The sequence below is a fragment of the Streptomyces sp. NPDC007929 genome (assembly GCF_042959065.1).
In the GTDB taxonomy this organism is placed as follows: domain Bacteria; phylum Actinomycetota; class Actinomycetes; order Streptomycetales; family Streptomycetaceae; genus Streptomyces.
In genome coordinates this window covers 309,958-335,043 of sequence record NZ_JBIBKD010000004.1, presented here as the reverse complement: position 1 = coordinate 335,043, position 25,086 = coordinate 309,958, and the positions used below count along the sequence as shown (strand labels likewise).

Sequence of the window (25,086 nt, the reverse complement as noted above, 5' to 3'; positions counted from 1 at the left end):
AGGCCGCGCACAAGGTAGCGGCGTTGATCGACTCTGTCACACGGCCGGAGGGTGTTCGGTGGCCCTGAACAACACTTACGACGCGAGGCTCGTACAGCAGGAGACCGCCCTGGGGGCGGGTGTGCAGGTCCTGCTGCTGGCCCTGATCGGCACGGCGATCGGGATGGGGCCGGCGGGCTGGCTGAGCGGCCTCGCGTTCGCGATCGCCACCTGGGCGGTGCTCTCCCGGGCCCTGCACCGCTCGCGGCTGCGGTCGTTCGGCGCGGCCAACCGGGTCACCCTGGGTCGGGCCACCCTCGTCGGCGGTGTCACGGCCCTGGTCGCCGACTCCTTCCAGAGCTCACCGCCGGTGTCGCTGTTCGTCGGCCTGACAGCGGTGGCGCTGATCCTCGACGGCGTCGACGGCAAGGTCGCCCGCCGCACCGGCACCTCGACCCCGCTGGGGGCACGTTTCGACATGGAGGTCGACGCCTTCCTGATCCTGGTGCTGAGTGTGTACGTGTCGATGCAGTTGGGCCCGTGGGTGCTGCTGATCGGCGGCATGCGCTACGTCTTCGTCGCCGCGGCCAAGGTGTGGCCCTGGCTGACCGCCGCGCTCCCGCCGAGCACCGCCCGCAAGACCGTCGCCGCGCTCCAGGGTGTGCTGCTGCTCCTGGCGGGCGCGGATCTGCTGCCGTACGCGGCCAACTTCGGGGTCGCGGCCCTGGCGCTGGGCCTGCTGGTCTGGTCGTTCGGTCGGGACGTGCTGTGGCTGTACCGGACCTCGCGGATCGAGGAGACCCCGGCCTCACGGCAGCTCCGCGAGCTGGTCGCCGGCTGACTCCGGCCGGCTCCCGGCCCGGCTACGAACTGAACCGACTGATCCACGTCTCCGGGCCGCTCTCCTTCGACGAGGCCGGCGCCTTGCAGCCCGAGGACGACATCGCCGCCCAGCTCGGCCGGACCTACGTCAACCTCGACAAGGTCCTGGCCCACTACGGCGCCACCCGCAACCAGATCGTCTCCCAGACGCTGTACGCCGTGGACCTCGTACGGAACGCCGAGGCGATCGACACGAGGCAGCCGCCCTGAACCGGCGCCACGAAAGCCCGGACGGAGTAGGCAATTTGACACTGACACAGGGCACTCCCTAAATCTAGTCACATGACATCCGTTTTCAAAAAGGTGGAGCGGTCGTGAGGATCGCGTTCGTCGGCAAGGGCGGCAGCGGCAAGACCACTCTGTCCGCACTGTTCTCCCGCCACCTGGCGCGCTCCGGCGCCCCGGTCCTCGCCATCGACGGCGACATCAACCAGCACCTGGCCGAGGCGCTCGGCGGCGAGGAGGTGCCCGCGCCTCCCCTGGGCACCCACCTGTCCGAGATCAAGAACCTCCTGCGGGGCGACAACCCTCGTATCCCCTCCCCCGAGGCGATGATCAAGACGACCCCGCCCGGCCGCGGTTCACGCCTCCTCCGCCCGCTCGGCGACGACGAGCTGCACGGGCGGCACCTCGGGCGGGCGGGCGGCGTCCCCCTGATGGTGACGGGCGAGTTCGACGAGTCGGACCTGGGCGTGGCCTGCTACCACTCCAAGCTGGGTGCGGTGGAGCTGTACTTGAGCCACCTGCTGGACGGCCCCGGTGAATACGTCGTGGTCGACATGACGGCGGGCGCGGACGCGTTCGCCTCGGGTCTGTTCACCCGCTTCGACATCACGTTCCTGGTGGCGGAACCCACCCGCAAGGGTGTCTCCGTCTACCGCCAGTACCGCGACCACGCCGAGCAGTTCGGGATCCGTATCGCGGTCGTGGGCAACAAGGTGACCTGTGAGGACGATCTGCTCTTCCTCAAGGAGCAGGTGGGTGACGACCTCCTGACCCACCTGGTCCACTCCCCCTGGGTCCGCGCGGCCGAGCAGGGCCGCACCGAGCCCGGCCCGCACGCCCTGGCGTCACTGGAACCGCACAACCGCCATGCCCTCCGCGTCCTGCGTGAGGCCGTCGACTCCCACCCCCGCGACTGGGACCGCCTCCACCGCCACGCGGTCGAGTTCCATCTGCGCAACGTCCGGGCCTGGGCCGACGCGCGGACGGGCGAGGACCTGGCGGCACAGGTGGATCCGGACTTCGTGCCGGGGCGGACGGCCCAGACCTGAGGGCAATCCCCTCCCCCGCTACTCGATCCCCGTGGCATCGAGCAGCCGGACCAGGTCCTTGCGCCCGTACCCGAGCAGTGGGGCGCGGGCGGCAGCCGTCAGAACCAGGTGAGCGACGGTCCTCGCCGCGTGCCCGTCCTTGTGGTCGGCGTCGAACCACTCGTCGGGTTTCTCGATCCCCAGGCTGTTCATCACCAGCCCGTGCTCCCGCCGGATCTCCCCGACGGTGCCGGCGACCGCGTCCACGAGCGTCTTACCTGGTCGCTCGCACTCCAGGGCGAAGCAACCCCAGTCGACCGGCACACACCCCTCGGGCGGGCGCGCCCGCAGCCCCGCGTACCTCTCGTCCCCGAACCCCGACGCCCGCAGCTCCTCGTGCACCAGGGAGAACCGGTGGAACCCGGGCGGAACCGGAGGCGGTGGAGGTGAGTACTCCCACCCGGCGTCCTCGTACAAGCGCCGCTTGACCTCTTCTTCGTCGGCATGCGTCATGGTGAAGCCACTGGCCTCGTTGCGCCCGGTCGTCGTGCCGTCGGGGTTGCGATGGAAGTGCAGGCCCATGGTGTGCTCCCTCTGCGGTGATCGCTGTCGACGGGAAGTCCCCGTCACCCGTTCGAACGGCCCGGCCACCCGCCCCGTGCCCGCTTGTTCGCAGCACCACCCGATCGGGTGAAAACAGGCAGCGTGTTCACCGGCGACCCAGCTGTAGCGCCGGTTGCTACCCTCCTGCGGTGAGCATTCCGGACCCCGCCGAAATCCAGGCGCTGCACAAAAAGTACGCGCCCACCGCCGAGGCGTTCGCCCTCGTCCACACGCACTGCGAGATCGTCTGGGGAATCGCCGAGCAGCTGCTTTCCGCGCCCCACCTCGCTCACCTCGACGCCGACCTGGTCCGCGCCGGCTGCCTCCTCCATGACATCGGCGTCTACCGCCTCTACGACGCCGAGGGACGCCTGGACCACCCGAACTACATCCGGCACGGCATGCTCGGCCACGAGATCCTCGAAGCAGAGGGCTTCCCCGACGTCCTCCGCCGCTTCTGCTCCCACCACACGGGAGTGGGACTCACGCGGCACGACATCGCAGACCAGGGACTGCCCCTCCCTCCCGCCGACTACCTGGCGGAGACGGCGGAGGAGAAGCTGGTGATGTACGCCGACAAGTTCCACACCAAGTCCCGGCCCTCGGCGTTCCTCTCCCCCGACGAGTACGCCGCCCACATCGGCCGGTTCGGCGCGGACAAGGTGACCGCGTTCCAGGCACTGCGCGCGCAGTTCGGCGATCCGGACCTCACGGGGCCGGTACCGGGCTCCGAGGCGAAGGGTGGCCCCGCCACGGCCGCCGTTCGGGCGTAGAAGTCGAGTCAAGGAGAGCGCAGCCAGGCCAGTTTCTCCTCGGCGGACCGCAGGCGGGGATGCCCGGGGCCGTAGGTGCGCCGGTAGTCGCGTACGCAGCGCTCCAGCAGTTCGGCGGCCTCCGTGTGACGGGCGGGGCCCACGTCGATCAGCACGTTGGCCAGGTTGTCCCGGGTCTCGACCGTGATCGGGTGGTCGTCTCCGTGGAGTGCGACACGCCCGTTCAGGATCGCCCGCAGGATGGGCACGGCCTCCTCGTAGCGCTCCTGGGCGTGCAGGACGGCGGCGAGGTTGTTGCGCGCGGTGAGGGTGGACTCGTGGTGCGGGCCCGATGTCGCCTCCATCGACCGTACGACGGCACGGATGTGCTCTTCCGCCTCGGCAAGGCGGTCCAGTCGGACCAGGACGGCGCCGAGGTTGCTCCGGGCGGCGGTCGTTCGCTCGTGGTCGCGGCCGTACCGGTCCTCCAGCCGGGGCACCAGGGCGCGTAGGGCGCGCTCGGCCTCCTCGTGGCGGCCGCACTTGAGCAGCGAGGCGGCGTGGGCGTTGGTGGCGGACAGGACCTCGGGGTCGTCGCGGCCGAGCTGCCGGGCACGGCGCTCCAGGACGTCCCGCAGGAGCGGCTCGGCCTCGGTGGCGCGGCCGAGGTCCTCCAGGACCGCGGCGAGTCCCGTGGCGCTGCGCAGCACGTCCGGGTGGTCACGGCCGAGTATCTCCGCCTGGGCGCGGAAGGTGTCCCGCCACGCTGTCTCGGACAGCCGCAACTGACCGGTGGTATGGAGGAGTTCGGCCAGCTCGACGGAGGTGCGCAGGGTGTCCCCGTGGCGGTCGCCGAGCGTGGTCCACTGGGTGCGGACCACGTGCTGGTAGAGCTCGACGGCCTCCTCGCCCCGCCCCGGGAGCGATCCGAGGATCTGGGCGAGTTCGCGCAGGGCGGTGAGGGTGTCCGGGTGCTCGGGACCCAGGGTGTCGATGGCGGACCGGGCTCTCATGGCGTGGATCTGTTCGGCGGAGAGCTCCACGCGGGCGATCTCCTGCTCCGGCCGGCCCTCCGTCACCTCGGTGATGGTGAGGTGTCCCCCGGCCGGCCGTCGCGCGTTCCCGGGGCCCCCTGCGGGCTCCTGCGCGTTCGGGACCGGCGGCGGTTGCGCGTCCGTCCGTTCCCGGTGTTCCTGCCCATCCTCCTGTTCCCGTCGGGGTCGCGGCGGCTGTGCGCCGGTGCCCTGGTCCTCTCCCGCGGCGCGTCGCCGCCACCATCGGGTCATCGTGACCGCCTCCTCGTTGCTGCCGATGTCGTCAGGCGCCCGCGTGCACGTGTGCCGCCCACAGGCTGGGACTGGCCGCGAAGGCCGTGCGGCACCGCAGAACCGCCCGGTGCAGGGCGTGGGCCGTCCTCGTGTCGTCCAGTTCCGGTCCGCCGTCGGCTCCTTCGGTGCTCAGCTCCCGGTAGAGCAGGCGGGTGACGCGGACGGCCACCGCGTCGTGCACCGGCCAGAGCGTGCCGACGGCGTTGGCGTACCCCGCGAGCTGGAAGGCGGAGGTGAGGTGGATGGCCTCGTCGGCCAGTTCCCCGCCGCCGCGCGCCGTCTCGCACGCGGAGATCACCGCGAGCCGCGCCGAGGGCAGCTCCAGGCGGGAGATCTCGCGGACCGTCAACGGACGGGTCGCGTGGTCGTGCACCAGGAGCCGGCCGTTCGAGGGGTCGGCGGGCTCGCTGACCCCGTGGCAGGCGAAGTGCACGCAGGGGTGGCGAGGCAGGGCCTCCATCACCCGTTCGAAGGTGGCCCGTTCCTCGGACAGCACCTCGGTCGGCAGGAGGCCGCGCAGCACCTCCAGCTCGCGCCTCGCGCCGCCGAGGGGCCGGGCACCGGGGGTTTCGGGCAGCGCCACGGCGAGCACCGGGCCGTGCGGACGGGGGGCGGCAGCGCGGGCCCTGGCGTATCGGAGAGCTCCGACTGTCGGCGTATAGGAGGAGACCACCCGGTCCAGCACGGACCGTGGTCCCGGCCCGGGCGCCACCTGGGCGGGCACGGACCCGACGTCCGGTACGCCCTCCAGTACGACGTCCGGTGCGCCGTCCAGAACGCCGTCCGGTGCGGAGTCCGGGGCGTTGTGGTGACCGGCCGCGTGCAGCGGCAGCGAGGCCAGCGCGCCTCCCGGCGACCACCACAGCCGGTGCCACGCGCCGCCGGGCGTGGGCCCGTGCAACCCGAGCCGGTCGAGCACGGGGCCGGTGACGTGGTCCCAGGTCCAGGCCAGTACCTCGCCGACCGTCTGCTGGGCCGCCCGGTCACGGCTGGGATCGGCCGCGTCGGCGAGTGCCCGTTCCAGACGGTCGGCCTGCTCGGCGACGGCCTGCGGGGTGGCGTGCGGCAGTGGAACGAGGAGGACGACGCCGTCCCGCAGCACCAGCGCGTCGTTGCGGAAGTCACTGCAGTAGGCGAGGACCACCGGGCCCTGGTCGGCGCAGGCCAGCAGCGTCTCGATGGCGGGCGCGCCGAGGAAGTCGGAGAAGCCGGGCCGCGTCCGGATCTCGGCGACCAGGCGCTCCAGTTCGGCGGCGAGCGTGTGGCGCAGGTCGGTGGTGTCCGCCCCCGGCAGCAGGTCCTGGGCGGTGTCCGCGGCGGCGGCATCGAGAGCGTCGAGCCGTTGCCGGAGTCCGCCGAAGCGCTCGGCGAGAGCGGGGTGGGCGTCGCGCAGCCGTCCGAGCCCGTCACGGGTGGCCATGGTCCGGCCCAGCAGGACGCCCCGGCCCTGTTCCAGCAGCAGCACCGCGCGCTCCGGCTGACCGGCGTTGACCGCGCAGGCGGCGGCCTCGGCGGCCAGGCCCCGCACCCGGGACAGACCGCGTTCCTGGTCGCTGCGGACCAGTCGGCCGGACGCGGCGAAGGGCAGGAGCCGCAGGGCCAGTTCGTAGCCCGGCAGGGCGTCGTCCCACCGGTCGCCGTCCGCTGCGGCGGCGCCCCATTCCCAGGCCGCGAGAACCCTCTCGTGAGTGGGCAGGGACCTGGTCTCCGCGGCCTGCCGGTAGGCGTCCTCGGCGGCGCGCAGCACTCCCGGGTCGCCGTCCCGGTGGTGCAGGGCCCGCAGGGCGTCGCCGTACGCCTTCAGGCAGGTGCCGTGGATCGAGGTGTGCTCGGTGACGGCCCATACGGCACGGCCCAGTTCGCTGAGGGCCTGCTCCAACACGCCGGGCATGCCGGTGACGTGGTGCTTGGTGAGCCGGGCGGAGCCGAGGTTGGACAGGACCACCCCGAGTGCCGGATCGCCGTAGGGCACCTGCCGGGCGGCTTCCTCCAGGAGTTCTACGGCCTCGTCGAGGTCTGCGACGTCGGTGGTGGACGCGAACCGGGCCCGCAGGGCGTTGGCGAGATGGTTCAGCCGGTCGGCGCGCTGTGGCCCGGCCGGGGGCATCAGGGCGAGTGCCTGACGGGCCACCTCGATCGCCTCGTCGGCGGTCGAGGTGTCTCCGGTCGCGCCGTGCCGGCTCTGCAGGACCACCCCCAGATTGCCGAGCCGTGCGGCCTGGGAGGCGGGGGATGCGTGGGGTGCATGGAGTGCTTCCCTGGCCAGCCGGGAGGCTTCCCGCAGGGCGGTCGGATCGTCGGTCTGGAGGGCGCGTTCACGCAGGGCGACGGCGAGGTTCGCCAGGGTCCCGGCGTACATGTCCGTGCCCGGCTCCTGCTCCGCCAGAGCCCTGCGCAGGGTGGCGACGGCCTCGTCCAGCAGGGTCGCGTCACCGGTCCGCTGCGCCAGCCGGTGCAGGGTGTTCCCGAGACTGTTCAGTCTCCTGGCGTGTTCCGGGCTACCGGCGTGGATCAGGGCCAGGGCCTCGCGCAGCAACGCCGCGGACTCCTCCAGCGACGCCACTTCGTCGGTGGCCTCGGCGGTGAGGCGCAGGGCGACGCCGAGGCCGGCGAGCAGTTCGGCACGCTTCGGGTGGCCGTGCGGGCATGCGGCCAGGGCCTCGCGGTGCACGCGCAGCATCTCCGCCCGGTGGGCTTCCTCTGGGGCGTGCTCGTGCCACTCGCGCAGGGCCTGGGCGAGGTTGCGCAGAATGAGCAGGCGGGCTGACTCCCCGGGCTCCCCCTGGGGGACGGCGGCCAGGGCTGCGCGCCACAGTTCGAGGGCCTCCCGCAGGGTGCCGGGATCCCCGTCCGCCTGGTACGCGTCGAACAGCATCGCGGCGAGGTTGCTCTGATAGGCGGGACGGTCGTCCGAGCCGCCCGGCAGCATGTGGAGCGCGCGCCGTTGGGCATCGGTCGCGCGAAGGAGGTCGTCCGTGGGGACGGAAGCGGCGGTGTCTCCGTCCGGGAGCCCCATGGTCCGGGTCTCAGCATGGGACTCGGCATGAGTCGCGGCATGGGACTCGGCATGAGTCGCGGCATGGGTCGCGGCATGGGTCGCGCCACGGTCCCGATGCCCCGTGGTGTCCGCATGGACCTCACCGCGAGCCCCGGGCCCCGGGGCCCGGATCTCCGCATGGACCGCGCCACGGTCCCGGAACCCCGGGGCCCGGGTCTCCGCATGGACCTCACCGCGGTCCCGGTGCCCCGAGGTCCGGGGCTCCGCATGGGCCCCGGCGCCGCGCTCCACGGTGATCTTGTGCCGCAGATGCAGCACCTCCCCCAGTGCGCCCAGCGACTGCGCCGCGGTCTCGGCATCCTGCGGCAGGCGGGCCGCCCGGTCGAACGTCTCCACCGCGCGGTCGAGGTCGTCGGGCCGCCCGTGCAGCGCGAACCTCTGCTGGTAGGCGAGGCCCAGGAGCCGTACGTCCTGCGAGCGGGGCGGTTCGCACGCCGCTCTTTCACGGCCCAGGTCGACCAGCGCCTCCAAGTCGGATGGCTGCCACAGCAGTTGGTAGCGGGACTGGAGGGCGACCATCAGGTTGGCGGCCCGGACGGCGTTCCGTACGGTGTCCGGCGGCTCCGAAGCGAGCACCTGCCGGTAGAGCGTGATCGCCTGGTCGAGGGCCTGCCGGTCGCCCGTACGGAGGTGGTGGAGCAGCAGCCGGTCGGCGTGCGATTCGTCGTCCGGTCCGTCCGCCGCTCGCGCGCGACTCGCGTTGAACACGCCCACCCCCGGGTGTCACACCGCCGTGACCGGGGCCCCTCGGCGCTGCGCGGCGGCCCCTGCTCACGATAGCGAACGAGCCGTCCGGCACCGAAGGGGCCGACGAGCCTCGGCGAGCCCGCTGAAGGACCCTACGCACAACCCGCGGAAGCCTGACCAAGGCCGACGTACAATCGCCGCCGACCGACATCCGGCGTCCGAGGGGGAACGGTGGGGATCGAGACCGGCGGGCGAGGCGAATCCCGAGGCGGACACGCCCGGTTGGGCGAACTCTGCCGACGACTGACGGACGCCCCCGGATCGCTGAGGCTCGGTGAGCGAGGGCAGCGGCTCATCGAGTCCATCACCGCGGAACTGCGTACCGGGCGGGCCCCCGGGGAACTCGACGACTCCTTCGACGAGTTGGAGGAGGAGTTGCTCGCGGCCGGGTACAGCGCCGGACTGGGCTCCTACCGCTCCACACCCACGCCGGTCACACCTGGCTACCAGCGGCTCCCGATCGCCGGGGGGCACCATCCGCCGCTGCACGTGCTCGCCTGCCCAGGAGGTCACTGCGGTCGCGTGGAGGCACCCGGCGACGACGCCCCGCACCCCGGCTGCCGGATCTTCGGGCAGCCGCTGCGCACGGTCCCCCTCCGGTGACCAGCGCCTTCCTGAGCGCGCTGGGCGGCCGGATCGCCGAACGCTGGCTGGCCGCGCTGGCTCTGCCGGGGCTGCTCTTCCTCGCCGCCTGCACCACGGCCATGGTCCTCGGCCACGAGCACTGGTACGACGTGGAGCGGCTGGGGGCCTGGCTCGACACCCTCGCCGCCTCCCCCGCCTCCCGCAGCGCCGGGACCATCACCCTCGTCGCGACGGGCGTGCTGGCCGGTGCGGCGGTGGCCGGCGCGGCCGCCCAGGCTCTGGGCGCGGGCGTGGAACTCCTGTGGTGCGCGGAGCCGCACGGGCCTGTGCTGCGGTACCTCGCCGACCGCCGGTCACGCCGCTGGCACGAGGCCGACGCCGTCTTCCGCACCGCCTTGGTGGCGGCGGGCCGGGCCCGTATCGAGGGAGCGGACGGCGCCGACCGGCTCACCGACATCGCCGAGCGCCGTCACGCCGAGCGCGGCCGCATCAGCTCGGCACCGCCCCGGCACCCCTTCGGGATGGGCGACCGCCTCGCCGCGCCCGCTCAACGGCTCTGGCGCGCCCGCCGCCTGGACCTGGCGGCCGCCTGGCCCTATCTGTGGCTGCTGGCCGCCGACGGCACGCGTGCCGAACTGCAGGCCGCTCGAACCCGGTTGAGCGCCTCGGCCCGCCTGTGTGCCTGGGGGGTGGGGTATCTGGTGCTGGCGTTGTGGTGGTGGCCGGCGGCGCTCGCGGGGGGCGTCGCCGTCGCCTCGGGCGTGTGGCGCGGGCGCGCGGCCGCGGAGGCCTTCGCCGAACTCACCGAAGCCCTGGCCGACCTGCATGTGCGTGACGTGGCGGCCTCGTTGGGCGTCGAGTGCGAGGGGGTCGGCGACCGGGCGCTCGGCGAACGCCTCACGCGGCTGCTGCGGAAGGAGACGGAAGCCTCGTAGGGAGGGGACAGGCCGCAAGAGCCCCTCGTCTGCTCCACCGCCCGGCCCCGGCTCCACGGCAACGACCCGACGAAGCCGTGGTGGGCGTGGACTCCCGCATCCCACCCACCACGGCGTTCCGGGAGTCAGGCCGCCTCGCGCACCTGACCGCGATGGGCCCGGACGACATCGGCGTACCGGTACCCGGTGCCCTTGATCGTCCGCTGCTGCGTCGCGTAGTCCACGTGCACGAGCCCGAACCGCTTCTCGTACCCGTACGCCCACTCGAAGTTGTCCAGCAGCGACCAGGCGAAGTAGCCGGCCAGCGGGGCGCCCTTGCGGGCCGCTGAGGCGCAGGCGGCGAGGTGGCCCAGCAGGTACTCCTGCCGCTCGGGGTCGTCGACCGTGCCGTCGGGGCGGACGACGTCGGGGTAGGCCGAGCCGTTCTCCGTGACGTACAGTCGGCGGGCCCCGTAGTCCTCGGTGAGCCGCAGCAGCAGTGACTCGATGCCGTCCGCGTCGACCTCCCAGTCCATGCCGGTGCGCGGGACGCCGTCACGGCGTACGGCCCGGGCGTACGGGGCAGGGCCTTCGGGATCGTCGGTGACGGTCTGCGGGAAGTAGTAGTTCAGGCCCAGCCAGTCCAGCGGGGCGGCGATGGCCGCCGAGTCGCCGGCCCGTTGCGGGAGGTCGACGCCGTAGAGCTCGCGCATGTCCGACGGGAAGCCCCTGCCGTGCACCGGGTCGAGCCACCAGCGGTTGGTGTGGCCGTCCATGCGGCGGGCGGCGGCGAGATCCTCGGGGCGGTCGGTCGCGGGGTGGATGGTGGAGAGGTTGTTGACGATGCCGACCCGCGCCGACGGGGCCGCCGCGCGGATGGCCCGGGTGGCCAGCCCGTGGCCGAGCAGCAGGTGGTAGGAGGCGCGGACCGCGGCCGTGAGGTCCGTCAGACCGGGGGCCATCGTGCCTTCGAGGTGGCCGATCCACGCCGAGCACAGGGGCTCGTTGAGGGTGGCCCAGTGCGAGACGCGGTCACCCAGCCGCCCGGCGACGACCGAGGCGTACTCCGCGAACACCGACGCGGTGTCGCGCTCGGGCCAGCCGCCCCGGTCCTGGAGCGTCTCCGGCAGGTCCCAGTGGTAGAGGGTGACGGACGGGGTGATGCCCGCCTCCAGCAGGGCGTCGATCAACTCGTCGTAGAAGGCCAGGCCCTTGGCGTTGACGGGGCCGTCGCCGCCCGGGACGACGCGTGGCCAGGCGATGGACAGACGGTAGGCGTTCACGCCCAGCCGGCGCATCAGGGCGATGTCCTCGCGCCAGCGGTGGTAGTGGTCGCAGGCGACATCGCCGTGGTCGCCGCCGGCGGTCTTGCCGGGGGTGTGCGAGAACGTGTCCCAGATCGACGGCGAGCGGCCGTCCTCCGCGACGGCTCCCTCGATCTGGTACGCCGAGGTGGCCGTGCCCCACAGGAAGTCGTGCGGGAGTGCGGCGAGGTCGATGGTCACGGAAGTCCCTTCGAGAACGGGCGAGTCGGTCACTTGACGGCTCCCGCCGTCAGGCCGGCCACCAGGTAGCGCTGGAGGAGCAGGAAACCCGCGACCACGGGCACGCTGACGACCAGCGAGGCGGCCATGATCTGGTTCCAGTACACGTCGTTGAGGGTGGAGTAGCCCTGGAGGCCGACGGCGAGGGTGCGGGTGGTGTCGTTGGTCATCACCGAGGCGAACAGCACCTCGCCCCAGGCGGTCATGAAGGCGTAGACGGCGACCGCGACGATGCCGGGCACGGCCGCCGGGACGACGACACGGAACAGTGCGCCGAGCGGTCCGCAGCCGTCGACCAGGGCCGCTTCGTCCAGGTCGCGCGGCACCGAGTCGAAGTACCCGATCAGCATCCAGATGGAGAACGGCAGGGAGAAGGTGAGGTAGGTGAGGATCAGGCCGCCGCGCGAGCCGAACAGGGCGATGCCCGTCGCGTTGCCGATGTTGACGTAGATCAGGAACAGCGGCAGCAGGAAGAGGATGCCGGGGAACATCTGCGTGGACAGGACGGTGACGGTGAAGACGCGTTTGCCGCGGAAGTCGTAGCGGCTGACCGCGTAGGCCGAGAAGACGGCGATGACCACCGAGCAGACCGTCGCCGCCCCGGCCACGACCAGGGAGTTGACGAAGTAGCGGGCCAGCGGGACCGTCGACCAGATGTCGATGTACGGGCGGATCGTCAGCTCGCTCGGCAGCCAGCGGAACTTCCCCGTCACGTCCGCCAGGGGCTTCAGCGAGCTGGAGACCATGACGTAGACCGGCACCAGCACGAAGCCCGTCAGCAGCGTCAGGAAGATCCGCCGGGACCACAGGAAAGAGCGGGGCGGGGCCATGGGGGACGTGGTCATGAGGCCTTTCTCCGTCCGCGCGAGGTGAGCGCCAGGTAGCCGCCCGTGACCAGCAGCAGGAACAGCAGCAGCAGAACGGACATCGCGGAGCCGGTGCCGAAGTTCCAGGTGACGAACGACGCGTGGTAGATGTGCACCGAGATGAGGTCGGCGGCCTCCGGCGCGGTCCTGCCGAACAGCACGAACGGTGTGTTGAAGTCGTTGAACGTCCAGAGGAACAGGACGAGCACCAGGACCTGGTTGACCGGGCGCAGGGACGGCAGGGTGATCCGGCGGATCTGCTGCCAGACGCCGGCCCCGTCCAGGGCGGCGGCCTCGTACAGCTCGCCCGGGATGTTCTGCAGGCCCGCCATGACGATGAGGAAGGCGAACGGCCAGCCCTTCCACACCGACACCGTCAGCAGCGCGATGAAGCTGTTGTCGCCGATGAGCCAGAAGGACGGTTTGCCGGTGAGGCCGAGCTGGTCGTGCAGGACGTGGTTCACCAGGCCGTTGTCGTGCTGGAACATGAAGACCCAGGTGATGACGGCCGCGTAGACCGGCAGCGCGTACGGCACCAGGAACAGCGCCCGGAGCAGGCCGCGGCCACGGAAGGAGTCCTGCATGAAGACCGCCGCGGCCGTGCCGATCAGCCAGCACAGGCCGACCGACAGCACGGTGAAGGCGAGGGTGACGAGGAACGAGTGGAGCAGTGCCTCGCCGACCGGGGCGTCGAAGTCCACCGACACCCTGTAGTTGTCGAGGGCGGCCCAGGGGGCGGCGCCCCAGTCGCGGATGTAGAACTGCGTGAGCTCTTTGAAGCTCATGACGATGCCGATCACCATCGGCACCAGGTGGACGAGGAGTTCGAGGAGCAGGGCGGGCAGGAGCAGCAGGTAGGGCAGGCCCACGCGGTGGATCCGCCCGGTGCGGCGGCGGGGGCCGCGTGTCGCGCCGGGCGGGTTCTTGCGGACCGCCGGCCTCTCGGCTTGGGCAGTGGTCGTCATGTCGCTCAGGCCGCCGGCATCTGCTGCTGGGCCTTTTGCAGGGCGGCCTTCACCGAGCCGGTGGTGACCGGGCGGCCGGCGGCCGCGTCGGCGAACAGGCCCTTGATGGCGGTGCCGACGGCGGTCTCGAACTGTGACTCGTCGGCGACCTGCGGCAGTGCGACGGCGCTCTTGGCCAGGGTGTCCTTCAGGACGCTGTTGGCCGGGGTGGCGAACGCCGGGTCCGACTGGGCCGACTTGACGGGCGGGATGGTGCTGTAGGCCTTGTTGAGGATCTTCTGCTCGGCGTCGCTCGTCATGAACTTCACGAACGCGGCCGCGCCGTCGAGGTTGTCGGTGTTCTTGAAGACCGCCAGGTTGATGCCGGCGACCATCGAGTTGACCTGCCGGCCGGTGCCGGGGGTGCCGGACCGCACGGGCACGGGGGCGATGCCGTAGTCGTCCTTGCTCATGCCCTGCGACTCGAGGTTGGCGGACGCGGACTGCCACAGCAGCATCGCCGTCTTCCCCTTGGCGAAGTCGCTGACGGACTGGTTCTGGGCGTACTCGGCGTTGCCCGGCGCGATGACCTTGTCCTTGGCCATCAGGTCGACATACTGCTTGACCGCGGCGACGGTCCCGTCCCGGGTGAAGTCGGCCTTGCCGTCGGGGGTGAAGAAGCCGGCGCCGTGCTGCTCGGCGAAGACGAAGGCGTGGTGGATGTTCTCCGAGGGGTTCGAGCCCTCCATGCCCAGGCCCCACTTGCCGTCCTTGGACAGCTTCTTGCCGTCGGCGACGAGTTCGTCCCAGGTGGCGGGGGGCTTGGAGATGCCCGCGTCGGCGAACAGCTTCTTGTTGTAGTAGAGCGCGTACGACATCGAGTACAGCGGCACCGCGGCCGGGTCCTTGCCCTTGGCGCCCGTGGAGCCGAGCGCCGAGTCGACGAACCGGTCCCGGCCGCCGATCTTGCCGAAGTTCTTCGCGTCCCAGGGCAGCAGCGCGCCCGTGGCCTGGAGCGAGGCGCTCCAGGTGTTGCCTATGTTCAGCACGTCCGGGCCCTGGCCGGAGGTGGTGACGGTGAGGATGCGGTTCAGCAGGTCCGACCAGGGGACGACCTCCAGCTTCACCTTGATGCCGGTCTGCTTCTCGAACTTGTCGAGTTCGGGCTGGAGAACCTTCTTGTCGACTTCGATGCTCGCGCCCTGGTTGGACGCCCAGTAGGTGAGCGTCTTCGGCGAATCGTTCGATCCGCCGCCGGTGGCGGAGCCGCCTCCGCAGGCCGTGGCCGCGAGGGCGAGTGACAGTGTGACGGCGCCTGCCGCCGCGGCTCGGATGCTGCGCATGGCTGCTCCTGGCTCTCTTCCGGGAGTACGGCGTCCCTCCGCGGGACCGGGGAAGGTAGCCGTCATGGCTTAATTTAGGACGTGAGTTAATCCTCGGAAGGCGGTCTCGTCAAGGGTTTGGACACACTCTTGGAAGTCTCGCCGCACCCCACTCCGTTCACTTCCTGAACCAGGAGAGCCGCCCCATGCACCCTGACTCCCCGTCATCCCGCCTGCCCGCCCCGGGCCGCCGGGCCGTCCTCGGCGCCGCCGTTGCCGCGTCCGCGCTCGCGGCGCTGCCCGGCACGGCCTCCGCCGCCCCCGACGCCCGGAAGACGCCGGTGCGCAGAAGGCCGCGCGCCCTGCCCGGTGGTGGTGACCTCGGCCCGAACGTGCTGGTCTTCGATCCGGCCACCCCGAACATCCAGGGCCGGCTCGACGAGATCTTCCGCCGGCAGGAGTCGGCCCAGTTCGGCACCGGCCGCTACCAGCTGCTGTTCAAACCCGGCACCTATCACGGCCTGAACGCACAGATCGGCTTCTACACCTCGATCTCCGGCCTCGGCCTCTCCCCCGACGACACCACCATCAACGGCGACATCACGGTCGACGCGGGCTGGTTCGACGGCAACGCCACGCAGAACTTCTGGCGTTCGGCGGAGAACCTCGCGGTCGTCCCGGTGAACGGCACCAACCGCTGGGCGGTCTCGCAGGCGGCCCCGTTCCGCCGGATGCACATCCGCGGCAACCTCAACCTCGCCCCGACCGGCTACGGCTGGTCCAGCGGCGGCTACATCGCCGACAGCCGGATCGACGGCCAGGTGCAGCCGTACTCCCAGCAGCAGTGGTACACCCGGGACAGTGCGATCGGCGGCTGGCTCAACGGCGTGTGGAACATGGTGTTCTCCGGTGTCGAGGGCGCCCCCGCGCAGGGCTTCCCGAACCCGCCGTACACCACGCTGGACACCACGCCGGTCTCCCGCGAGAAGCCGTTCCTGTACCTCAGCGGCAGCGAGTACCGCGTCTTCCTGCCGGAGAAGCGGACCGATGCCAGGGGCGTCACCTGGGGCAACGGCACCCCGCGCGGCACCTCGCTGCCCCTGTCGCGCTTCTACGTCGCCAAGCCCGGTGTATCGGCGGCCACCCTCAACCAGGCTCTCGCCCAGGGCCTCCACCTGCTGCTGACGCCGGGGATCTACCACCTCGACCAGCCGGTGCGCGTCGACCGGCCCGGCACGGTGGTGCTGGGCCTGGGATACGCCACGCTCATCCCCGTGGGCGGCGTCACCGCGCTGAAGGTCGCCGACGTCGACGGGGTACGCCTGGCCGGATTCCTCGTCGACGCGGGGCCGGTCAACTCCGCCACCCTGCTGGAGATCGGCCCACGGGGCGCCCGGCGCGACCATTCCGCCGACCCGACGACCGTCCAGGACGTGTTCGTCCGCATCGGTGGGGCGGGCCCGGGCAAAGCGACCACCAGCATGGTCGTCAACAGCCGGCACACCATCGTCGACCACACCTGGGTCTGGCGGGCCGACCACGGCGACGGCGTCGGCTGGGAGACCAACCGCGCGGACTACGGCGTCGTCGTCAACGGCCATGACGTACTGGCGACCGGGCTGTTCGTGGAGCACTTCAACAAGTACGACGTGCAGTGGTTCGGCGAGCGCGGCCGCACGATCTTCTACCAGAACGAGAAGGCGTACGACGCCCCGGACCAGGCCGCGATCCAGAACGGTGGGGTCAAGGGCTACGCCGCCTACCGGGTGGGGGACGGTGTCACCACCCACGAGGGCTGGGGCCTGGGCAGCTACTGCTACTACAACGTCGATCCGGCCATCGTGCAGCACCACGGCTTCGCCGCGCCGAACCGGCCGGGGGTGCGCTTCCACGACCTGCTCGTGGTCTCGCTGGGGGGCAACGGGCAGTACGAGCGGGTCATCAACGACACGGGTTCGCCCACGTCGGGGACGTCCACGGTGCCGTCGACGGTGGTGTCGTACCCGTAGCCCGCGGGGCGGTGCGGATCTGTAGCTCGCGGGACAGGGCGGACCCCCGGCGGGCCCCTCCCTTCGGGTACGGAAGGGAGGGGCCCGCTCCGGGCGCTACCGCGTCGGCGCCGCGACCGGTGCCGGGGCGTAGCCGGTGGGGCGGGCCGTGAAGGTGCCGCGGCCCTGGGTGCGGCTGCGCAACCGGGTCGCGTAGCCGAACAGTTCGGCCAGCGGCACGGTGGCGGTGACGATCGCCGCGCCGGAACGGGTGACCGAGCCGGTCACCCGGCCGCGCCGGGCGGCGAGGTCGCCGAGCACACCGCCGACCGCTTCCTCGGGCACGGTGACCGTGACCTCGACGACCGGCTCCAGCAGGACCATCGCGCAGGCGCGCAGGGCCTCACGGAGACCGAGGCGGCCGGCCGTGCGGAACGCCGTGTCCGAGGAGTCCTTCACATGGGTCGCCCCGTCGGTGAGCGTGACGCGCAGACCCGTCACCGGGTGCCCGCCGAGCGGCCCTTCGGCGAGGGCGTCGCGGCAGCCCGCCTCGACCGCCCGGACGTGCTCCTGCGGCACCCGCCCGCCCACGACCGCCGAGCGGAACGCGAAATCTCCCTCCTCGTACGGCTCCACATCGAGGACGACATGGGCGAACTGACCCGCCCCGCCGTCCTGTTTGACGTGCCGGAAGACCGCGCCGGACACGCCCCGGCCGACGGTCTCGCGGTGACTGACCCGGGGGCGGCCGACGTTGACCTCCAGCCCCAGCTCGCGCCGGAGCTTCTCCACCGCCACCTCCAGGTGCAGTTCACCCATGCCGGACAGCACGGTCTGCCCGGTCTCCGGGTCGGTCCGCACGACCAGCGAGGGATCCTCCTCGGTCAGCCGGGCCAGCCCCGAGGCCAGCCGGTCGGTGTCGCCGGCGCGGCGGGGCTCCACCGCGACCGACACGACCGGCTCGGGCACACCGGGCGGCTCCAGGAGGAGCGGAACGCCGGGTGCGCACAGGGTGGAGCCGGGGCGGGCGGACTTGAGACCGATGACGGCGACGATGTCCCCGGCGACGGCCCGATCGAGCGGGGCGTGCCGGTCGGCCCGGACGCGCAGGATCCGCCCGATCCGCTCGGTGCGGCGCGCGGTCGCGTCCCACAGGGTGTCTCCCTTCTCGATCGTGCCCGAGTAGATCCTCAGGTAGGTCAGCCGCCCTGTCGGGGTGGCGTGCACCTTGAACGCCAGGGCGGCGGCCGGTGCCGCGGAATCGGCGGGCCGCGCCTGCTCCTCGCCCTCGTGCGTGCCGCGGACCGGCGGCACGTCCAGGGGCGACGGCAGATAGGCCACGGCCGCGTCGAGCAGCGGCTCGACACCGCGGTTGCGGTACGCGGAGCCGCACAGCACGACCACGCCGTCACCGTCCCGGGTCAGCTCGCGCAGCGCCGATGTGAGGCTCCCCGCGGTGAGCGTGCCGGTGTCGCAGAACTCCTCCAGCGCGCCCGGGTGCAGCTCCGCCACGGCCTCCTCCAGTGCCCGGCGGCGGGCGACGGCCTCGCCGCGCAGGCCGTCCGGCACCGGTGTCTCCTCGACGGAGCCGCCGTCGTCCCACCGCAGTGCCCGCATGCGGACCAGGTCGACGACACCGGTGAAGGTGTCCTCCGTACCGATCGGCACCTGCACGAGCAGGGGCGCCGGGTGCAGTCGCGCCCGGATCGACGCCACGGCCGCGTCGAGGTCGGCCCCGGCGCGGTCCATCTTGTTGACGAAGGCGATCCTCGGTACGCCGTGCCGGTCGGCCTGCCGCCACACCGACTCGCTCTGCGGCTCCACCCCGGCGACCGCGTCGAACACGGCCACCGCCCCGTCGAGCACCCGCAGCGCGCGCTCCACCTCGTCGGCGAAGTCGACGTGTCCGGGGGTGTCGATGAGGTTGATCCGGTGACCGTCCCAGACGCAGCTCACCGCCGCGGCGAAGATGGTGATGCCGCGGTCGCGCTCCTGCGGGTCGAAGTCGGTGACGGTGGTGCCGTCGTGGACCTCGCCGCGCTTGTGCGTGGTGCCGGTGGCGAACAGGATCCGTTCGGTGACGGTGGTCTTGCCGGCGTCGACGTGGGCGAGGATGCCGAGGTTGCGGACGGCGGCGAGTGGGTTGAGGTGGGTGCGCACGGCCCAGGGCCTTTCGATGCGATCAGAGCAGGGGCAGCGCGATTGCCGGGCGAAACAGGCAGGTGTCACCGGGACCTGACGTCATGTCGAGGTCAGCGGGCGTCGCCGGGTGTTCGTCCCGGTCAGCCGGTGCCGCCGCGCAGCGGACACCGGGGCGACGAAGACACCAGGATCACCTCGTGCTGCGGCAGGGAGACGCCGACAGCGGTGTGCTCACACATGCCGGCCTCCCTTCGTCCGTCACCGTCGGTGCACCGCCGGGGTCGTGGGCGGCGCGGGTACGTGCGTGAGTGTAGGGAGACTTGAGGGGACGGTGCCAGAGGTTATTCGACCGCTACTCCGGCGGTGTGGGTGTGTCGTGGGTGCGGTACATCGCCTGGACGTCGAGCTCCAGTTGGACCGTCGGGCCGACCACCGCGATGCCGCGGGCCAGCATGGAGCGCCAGTTGAGGGTGTAGTCCTCGCGGTGGAGTTCCGCCGTCGCCAGGGCCGCGCAGCGCAGTTCCTGGCCGTAGCCGCCGTTCACGGTGCCGAGGTAGGTCGTGTCCAGGGCCACCGAGCGGCTGACGCCGTGCATGGTGAGGGAGCCCTGGAGCGTCCACTTGGTGCCGCCGCGGTAGGCGAAGCGCGCGCTCGTGAAGTCGATGTACGGGAAGCGTTCGACGTCAAGGAAGTCGGCGGATCGCAGATGGTTGTCGCGGGTGGTGTTGCCGGTGGTGATGCTGGAGGCGTCGATCCTGACGTGCACGCGCGAGTCGGCCATGTCCGGGGCGATCCGGATGCCGCCCTCGAAGCGTTCGAAGCGGCCGTGGACATGGGCCATGCCGACGTGCTTGGCGATGAACCGGATCGCCGTGTGCGGCGGATCGAACAGCCAGGTGCCGGGGGCCGGAAGCTGGAGCGCCTCGGCCGGTTGCAGCCAGACGCGCTCGGTGGCCGTCGGGGTGCCCGGGCCCGTCTCGATCGTCTCGCGGTGCGGCCGCAGACCCTCCGCCGAGATGAGCAGGCTGTAGCGGCCGGGCGGCAGCGCGGCGAGGAAGTAGCCGTAGGGATCGGTCGTGCCGCGGACGGCGACGCGGTGGGTGTCCAGGGCGGTGACGGTGACGTCCGCGGCCGCCAGCGGCGAGCCCATCGGGTCGACGACCTCGCGGGCGACGGCGCCCGCGCCGTCGGGGAGGGGGAGGGCGAGGCCCGCCGCCGCGGCGGGGGTGTTCTTGAGCCACCGGCGCCGGAGCAGGGCGAGGGCCATGGTGGTCACCTTTCTTCGGGTGTGCGGCCGTGCGGTCGGCGCTTTCGCGCAGGCCGACGGCCGCACCTTGCTGCGGTCACACCCCCTTGTCGATCTTGACGGACCGGATCGCGGTCCGGGTGTCTCAATACGAGACAGTCACGACCGTCCTGTGAAGGAGTCCGCGTGTTCGGCCGCCCACCGGGTGAAGGTGCGCGCCGGGCGTCCGGTGACCTTCTCGACGGTGCCGGAGACCGTACGGCCGATCTCGGGGGTGTCTCCGTACGCCATGAGCAGGAAGCCGATGGTGTCCTCCGGGAGACCCGCCGCCCGCCACTGTGCGACGGCCTGCTCCTGGGTCAGCTCGACCAGGGCGATCTCCCGGCCGACGGCGTCGGCGATGGTCTTCACCTTGTCGCCGACCGTGAGCACCTCGGGGCCGGTGATCACGTACTCCTGGCCGCCGTGCCCCTCCTCCGTGAGCGCGACGGCCGCGACGGCGCCGATGTCCGCCTCGTGGACCATGGCGCTCAGCCGGTCCACGAAGGGCTCCCGCACCTCCCCCGAGGTCACGATCCCGTCCGCCCACTCCAGGGCGTTGGCCATGAACTCGACGGGCATGAGCACCGTCCAGTCCACGCCGTCGTCGGCCCGTACCGCGTCCTCCAGCGGGGTGGGGCCGCCGCCGTGCAGCACGGTGACGCGGCGGACACCGGCGGAGCGGGTGAGTTCCAGGATCCGGGGGCCGGTTTCCAGCGGGCTGAAGACGGCACCGCCGAAGGTGATCAGGTGGAGTCCGGTGACGCCCTCCGGGGCCCGTGCCAGGCTCTCCGGTTCGGTCAGGTCACCCTCGACGACATCGACCCCGGCCGGGAAGGCGGCACTCGCGGCGTCGCGGGTCAGGGCCCGCACCTCGTGCCCCCGGTCGAGCAGTTCGGCGACGACCTGACGGCCGACGGTTCCGGTGGCGCCGGTGACAAGAATCCTCTGCGTCTGAGTCATGCCACGACCCTAGGAAGGCTTGCGGTCACCTTCTGTCCGCGAGCCGGAGTCCGGCGGGCTCCCTTCGAACGCCGCGAGCAGGACGCCCCGCACCCCCTCCACCGTCACCTCGCGCGGGTTGGCGTACGGCTCGCCCGCGGCCCGTTCCGCCGCCGGGGTCAGGTCGGCTTCCGTGAGGCCGAGTCCGGCCAGGGAGCGCGGGGCGCCGAGGCGGCCGGCCAGGTCCCACAGGGCGCGGGGCACGTCGTCGACTCCGAGGGCGCGGCGCAGGACCGTCAACGCCCGCGGGGCCGCGGGGGCGTTGTGGGCGAGGGCGTGGGGCAGGACCACGGTGTGGGTCTCGGCGTGGGGCAGGCCGTAGGTGCCGCCGAGGACATGGCACAGCTTGTGGTGCAGCCCCATCGTGGTCGCGCCGAGGCACGCCCCGCACAACCATGCCGCGTACAGCGCCCGGCCGCGCGCGTCGAGGTCGTCCGGGTCGGCGGCCAGTCGGGGCAGGGCTTCGGACATGGCCCGCACGCCCTCCTCGGCCATGACCGACACCAGCGGCGAGACGTCAGGGGCGTACAGCGCCTCGACGGCGTGCGCGAGGGCGTTGATGCCGCTGGTCACGGACAGGGGCACGGGCAGGGAAAGGGTGAGCCGGGGGTCGTAGACGACGCTGCGGGGCTGGACGACCGGGTCGCGGCCGGTACGTTTGGCGCCGCCCTCGGTCAGGCCCCAGACCGGGGTCATCTCCGAGCCCGAGTAGGTCGACGGCACGGCGATCAGCGGAAGTCCGGTACGCAGGGCGATCGCCTTGCCGAGCCCGATCGCGGAGCCGCCGCCGACCGCGACGCAGCCGTCCGCCCCGGCCGCCCGGACGGCCGCGACAGCCCGGTCGGCGTCCTCGACGGGCACATGCATCCGCGCCTCGGCGTGCACACCCGCGCAACGGTCACCGAGCGCGTCCGCGACCGCCCGGGCCACGCGCTCACCCCGGCTGCCGCACACGACGAGCAGCCGCCCCAGGCCCAGGCGCGCCGCCTCGCCCCGAGTCGCGGTGACGGCCGCGCCGGGCCGGAACACCACCCGCACGGGCCGGGTCTCGTACGTGAACTCCTCCTGGAACGTCATACGGCCGGCTCCAGGACGAGGTCGAAGCGGGCGTGCCGGAAGGGGTTCTCCACGCCGAACTCCCGGGCCGACGACGCATCGTCGGTCTCGGCGAAGTCCTGGATCAGGCTCCGCTTCACGGCGAACACCGCGTCGGAGTCGAGGTAGTCGCCGCCGGCGACGAAGATGTGCGTGGTGACGGGCGTATGCCCTTCGGCCGTGGCGATGAAGTGGATGTGCGCGGGGCGGTAGGGATGCCGTCCGGTCGCGCGCAGCAACTCGCCCACGGGGCCGTCGGTGGGGATCGGATACGCCGCCGGGACGCAGGTGCGGAACCAGAAGCGGCCCTCGGCGTCGGCGGTGAACAGCCCCCGTCCGTTGCCCGGGGGCTGGACGCCGGGCTGCTGGACGTCGTAGAAGCCCTTGTCGTCGGCCTGCCAGACGTCGACGACAGCGCCGGGCAGCGGGGTGCCGTCGGCGGACCGCACCCGGCCGCTGACGACGCACTTCTCACCGCCGCCGGCCAGGTCGATGTCGTCGCCGAGCGCGCGTACCGGCGACTCGGTCATGTGGAAGGGACCCAGCACGGTGGACTCGGTGGCGCCCGTCGCGCGCTCGCCGTTCAGCGTCTCCACCAGCATGGACAGGCCCAGCACGTCCGACAGCAGGATGAACTCCTGCCGGGTGTCGGTGCACATCCGGCCGGTCGCGGTCAGGAAGGCGATCGCCTTTTCCCACTCCTCCCGGGTGAGACGGGTCTCGCGCGCGAAGTCGTGCAGGTGGCGGACGAGGCCGGTGAGCAGTTCGCGCAGCCGCGGGTCGGCGGTCCCGCGCAGGCCGGCGAGGACCTGCTCGGTGACATCGGCCCTGGTCGCGTCGTCGGTGGTCATCCCGGCTCCTCGTCGTCGACGTCCGCCTCTGACGGCTCTTCCGCTGCTTCCATGATGGCGCGGGTCAGGCGTGCCCGAGGATGCGCCGCAGCGCGTCCGTGAGCAGTTCTTCGGCGTCCGGGCCGACGGAGGCGTGCCGGAAGGCGACGAAACCGTCCGGACGTACCAGGAGGGCGCCCGCGTCCGGGATCTCCCGCAGCCGCGCCCAGTCCCCGTACGGATCCTCGTACCGCTGCCCGGGGCCGATCACCACCGTGGCGATCTCCACGTCCTGCGCGTCGGCGGCCCGCACCCAGGCTTCTCCCCCGATGCCGGTCAGCAGGGTGAAGCGGCCCCGGCCGACGGTGTCGAGGGTCGAGAGCGTGCGGGTGCCGGAGGTGATCCAGGCGTGCGGGAGCCGGGCGCCGGGGCGGGAGGACGGCTGGTGGTGCAGCTCGTGGTCGCGGGCGAAACCGGGGTCGGGCGTGCCGTCCGGGACGATCGCGGCGGACTCCCCGGCGTCGTAGCGCTGGTTGAGGTCGACGCCGTGGGCGTTGAACTCGTAGACCTTGAAGGCGATGGCCTCGCGCAGTGCGGCCCGCTGCTGCTCGGCTGCCTTCGTGGCGTCCTTGCGGGCGGCGATGTTGGCCCACAACTGCTCAGGGGTCTGCGGGGAGAGCCCGTCGAGGGCCTCGAAGACCGGGGCGGTCTCGCGGATGGACCGGTTGGCTCGGGTGACGATCTGCCGGCCGATCGGGGCGCGCTCGGCGGTGTAGCTGTCGAGCAGCCTGGGGTGGGCGGTGCCGTCGAGGACCAGCTTGAGCTTCCAGGCGAGGTTGTAGGCGTCCTGGATCGAGGTGTTGGAGCCGAGGCCGTTGGACGGCGGATGCCGGTGCACGGCGTCTCCGGCGCAGAAGACCCGGCCGTCGGCATACGTCTCGGCGTACATCTCGTTGACGGTCCACGCCGAGGACGACTTGACGGTCACGGGGATGTCGTCGTCACCGACCAGCGACCGGACGACCGACTCGGCGTACTCGGTGGTCAGGTCGGGCGCGCCGGCGTTCACGTCGTAGCCCCAGACGATCAGCCACTCGTTCCAGGGGCGCACACAGCGCACCAGGCCGGCGCCGATGCCGCCGACCGTCGCGCCGGGGGCGAGGACCCAGTAGAGGGTGGCCGGGCGGTGGGCGGTGTACCGGCTCAGGTCCGCCTCGAAGACGATGTTGATGCTGCCCGCCACGCCCATCTGACCACCCATCGGCAGCCCGGCGTCCGCGGCGACCTTCGACCGTCCGCCGTCGGCGCCGATCAGGTACTTGGCGCGGATCTCGTACGTGTCGCCGCGCAGCCGGTCGCGGACGGTGGCGGTGACGCCGTCGGCGTCCTGGGTGTGGGAGAGGTACTCGTTCTGGAAGCGGAGCCGGGTGCCGCGCGCGACGGCCGCGTTCACGAGGACCGGCTCCATGAGGTGCTGCGGCAGGTCGCACATGCGCGTGGGGCTGGCGAGTTCGTGCTCGGCCTGCACGAGCGGGTCGTTGCCCCAGGAGCGCACCCGGCCCAGTTCCTCGCCCGCGAGGCTCGTGCAGAACGTCGTGTTGCCCATCAGGTGCTGCGGGGTGGCCTGCGCGACGACCTCCTGCTCCACGCCGAGGTCGCGCAGCACCTCCATGGTGCGCTGGTTGGTGATGTGCGCGCGGGGGGTGTCGGCGAGGCTCGCGTAGCGGGTCACCACGGTGTTGGGGACGCCGTAGGTGCTCAGGGCGAGCGCGGCCGAGGCACCGGCCGGGCCACTGCCGACGATCAGGACGTCGGTCTCGACGACGGTGGACACGGGCGCTCCTGCGGGGGGGGAGAGAGAGAGGGACGGATCGGGCGGCGTGACGTGGGGTGTGAGGCGTGGGACGTGCATGAGCATGGGGGGTATCGGCTGCGCGCGGGTGTCTCAATACGAGACACAGGGCTGT

19 protein-coding genes and 1 pseudogene are annotated in these 25,086 nt (G+C 72.1%); 7 read left to right on the top strand and 13 right to left on the bottom strand.

Features of this window, described 5'->3' with window-relative positions; genetic code table 11:
- Positions 1 to 58: 58 nt before the first annotated feature.
- The 3 genes and pseudogenes from ACFZDE_RS15090 to ACFZDE_RS15080 all read left to right on the top strand — a co-directional run bounded on the left by ACFZDE_RS15090 (position 59) and on the right by ACFZDE_RS15080 (position 2,135).
- Positions 59 to 820 carry a CDP-alcohol phosphatidyltransferase family protein gene (locus ACFZDE_RS15090; protein ID WP_390995615.1) on the top strand — a complete coding sequence of 254 codons (762 nt, stop codon included), beginning with the start codon at positions 59 to 61 and terminating at the stop codon, positions 818 to 820.
- A pseudogene (locus ACFZDE_RS15085) lies at positions 817 to 1,050 on the top strand (Rid family hydrolase); the annotation flags it as partial. The gene ACFZDE_RS15090 and the pseudogene ACFZDE_RS15085, both read left to right, overlap by 4 nt.
- Positions 1,051 to 1,175: 125 nt before the next feature.
- Positions 1,176 to 2,135, top strand: coding sequence for an ATP-binding protein (locus ACFZDE_RS15080; RefSeq protein ID WP_391200152.1), 960 nt, complete (start codon positions 1,176 to 1,178; stop codon positions 2,133 to 2,135).
- An 18-nt stretch (positions 2,136 to 2,153) separates the two neighbouring features.
- On the opposite strand, the gene ACFZDE_RS15075 is transcribed toward ACFZDE_RS15080, so the two are convergent.
- On the bottom strand, positions 2,154 to 2,696 hold the full coding sequence (locus ACFZDE_RS15075) for a hypothetical protein (protein ID WP_391200151.1): 543 nt from the start codon (positions 2,694 to 2,696) through the stop codon (positions 2,154 to 2,156).
- Between the two features lie 170 nt (positions 2,697 to 2,866).
- Between ACFZDE_RS15075 and ACFZDE_RS15070 the strand changes: the two genes are divergently transcribed.
- Positions 2,867 to 3,490 (top strand): HD domain-containing protein, encoded by a 624-nt coding sequence (locus ACFZDE_RS15070; RefSeq protein WP_391200150.1) that lies wholly within the window; start codon positions 2,867 to 2,869, stop codon positions 3,488 to 3,490.
- An 8-nt stretch (positions 3,491 to 3,498) separates the two neighbouring features.
- On the opposite strand, the gene ACFZDE_RS15065 is transcribed toward ACFZDE_RS15070, so the two are convergent.
- Together ACFZDE_RS15065 and ACFZDE_RS15060 are read right to left on the bottom strand one after the other, a co-directional pair.
- Positions 3,499 to 4,755: a tetratricopeptide repeat protein gene (locus tag ACFZDE_RS15065; protein ID WP_391200149.1), complete on the bottom strand. Its 1,257-nt coding sequence runs from the start codon at positions 4,753 to 4,755 to the stop codon at positions 3,499 to 3,501.
- Positions 4,756 to 4,786: 31 nt separating this feature from the next.
- Positions 4,787 to 8,563, bottom strand: a complete 3,777-nt coding sequence (locus ACFZDE_RS15060) for a CHAT domain-containing protein (RefSeq protein WP_391200148.1) — start codon at positions 8,561 to 8,563, stop codon at positions 4,787 to 4,789.
- Positions 8,564 to 8,773: 210 nt separating this feature from the next.
- Here ACFZDE_RS15060 and ACFZDE_RS15055 point away from each other — a divergent pair, with 210 nt between their 5' ends.
- Both ACFZDE_RS15055 and ACFZDE_RS15050 read left to right on the top strand, forming a co-directional pair.
- Complete coding sequence (locus ACFZDE_RS15055; RefSeq protein ID WP_391200147.1) at positions 8,774 to 9,205, top strand: hypothetical protein; 432 nt, start codon at positions 8,774 to 8,776, stop codon at positions 9,203 to 9,205.
- Entirely contained in the window at positions 9,202 to 10,122 is a 921-nt protein-coding gene (locus ACFZDE_RS15050; protein WP_391200146.1) for a hypothetical protein, read from the top strand. The genes ACFZDE_RS15055 and ACFZDE_RS15050 overlap by 4 nt, the downstream gene beginning before the upstream one ends.
- A 125-nt stretch (positions 10,123 to 10,247) precedes the next feature.
- Here the strand turns inward: ACFZDE_RS15050 and ACFZDE_RS15045 are convergent, their stop codons facing one another.
- From ACFZDE_RS15045 to ACFZDE_RS15030, 4 genes are read right to left on the bottom strand one after another with little or no spacing between them, the layout of a single operon-like run.
- The gene (locus tag ACFZDE_RS15045; RefSeq protein WP_391200145.1) at positions 10,248 to 11,606 is read right to left on the bottom strand and encodes a GH1 family beta-glucosidase; all 1,359 of its coding nucleotides are present in this window, start codon (positions 11,604 to 11,606) and stop codon (positions 10,248 to 10,250) included.
- A 29-nt stretch (positions 11,607 to 11,635) separates the two neighbouring features.
- Positions 11,636 to 12,475 carry a carbohydrate ABC transporter permease gene (locus tag ACFZDE_RS15040; RefSeq protein ID WP_388461969.1) on the bottom strand — a complete coding sequence of 280 codons (840 nt, stop codon included), beginning with the start codon at positions 12,473 to 12,475 and terminating at the stop codon, positions 11,636 to 11,638.
- Positions 12,476 to 12,486: 11 nt separating this feature from the next.
- Positions 12,487 to 13,476 (bottom strand): ABC transporter permease subunit, encoded by a 990-nt coding sequence (locus ACFZDE_RS15035; protein WP_391200144.1) that lies wholly within the window; start codon positions 13,474 to 13,476, stop codon positions 12,487 to 12,489.
- A 5-nt stretch (positions 13,477 to 13,481) separates the two neighbouring features.
- The gene (locus ACFZDE_RS15030; protein ID WP_391200143.1) at positions 13,482 to 14,798 is read right to left on the bottom strand and encodes an extracellular solute-binding protein; all 1,317 of its coding nucleotides are present in this window, start codon (positions 14,796 to 14,798) and stop codon (positions 13,482 to 13,484) included.
- Positions 14,799 to 14,983: 185 nt separating this feature from the next.
- Between ACFZDE_RS15030 and ACFZDE_RS15025 the strand changes: the two genes are divergently transcribed.
- Entirely contained in the window at positions 14,984 to 16,786 is a 1,803-nt protein-coding gene (locus tag ACFZDE_RS15025) for a coagulation factor 5/8 type domain-containing protein (protein ID WP_391200142.1), read from the top strand.
- Positions 16,787 to 16,882: 96 nt separating this feature from the next.
- Here the strand turns inward: ACFZDE_RS15025 and fusA are convergent, their stop codons facing one another.
- From fusA to ACFZDE_RS14995, 6 genes are all read right to left on the bottom strand, one after another.
- Positions 16,883 to 18,925 (bottom strand): elongation factor G, encoded by a 2,043-nt coding sequence (gene fusA / locus ACFZDE_RS15020; protein WP_391200141.1) that lies wholly within the window; start codon positions 18,923 to 18,925, stop codon positions 16,883 to 16,885.
- 334 nt (positions 18,926 to 19,259) lie between these two features.
- Entirely contained in the window at positions 19,260 to 20,174 is a 915-nt protein-coding gene (locus ACFZDE_RS15015; RefSeq protein WP_391200140.1) for a YceI family protein, read from the bottom strand.
- 138 nt (positions 20,175 to 20,312) lie between these two features.
- Positions 20,313 to 21,155, bottom strand: coding sequence for an NAD(P)H-binding protein (locus ACFZDE_RS15010; protein WP_391200139.1), 843 nt, complete (start codon positions 21,153 to 21,155; stop codon positions 20,313 to 20,315).
- Between the two features lie 9 nt (positions 21,156 to 21,164).
- Complete coding sequence (locus ACFZDE_RS15005) at positions 21,165 to 22,271, bottom strand: iron-containing alcohol dehydrogenase (RefSeq protein WP_391200138.1); 1,107 nt, start codon at positions 22,269 to 22,271, stop codon at positions 21,165 to 21,167.
- Complete coding sequence (locus tag ACFZDE_RS15000; protein WP_391200137.1) at positions 22,268 to 23,140, bottom strand: dioxygenase; 873 nt, start codon at positions 23,138 to 23,140, stop codon at positions 22,268 to 22,270. The genes ACFZDE_RS15005 and ACFZDE_RS15000 overlap by 4 nt, the downstream gene beginning before the upstream one ends.
- Before the next feature lie 64 nt (positions 23,141 to 23,204).
- The gene (locus tag ACFZDE_RS14995) at positions 23,205 to 24,953 is read right to left on the bottom strand and encodes an FAD-dependent monooxygenase (RefSeq protein WP_391200136.1); all 1,749 of its coding nucleotides are present in this window, start codon (positions 24,951 to 24,953) and stop codon (positions 23,205 to 23,207) included.
- Positions 24,954 to 25,086 lie beyond the last annotated feature (133 nt).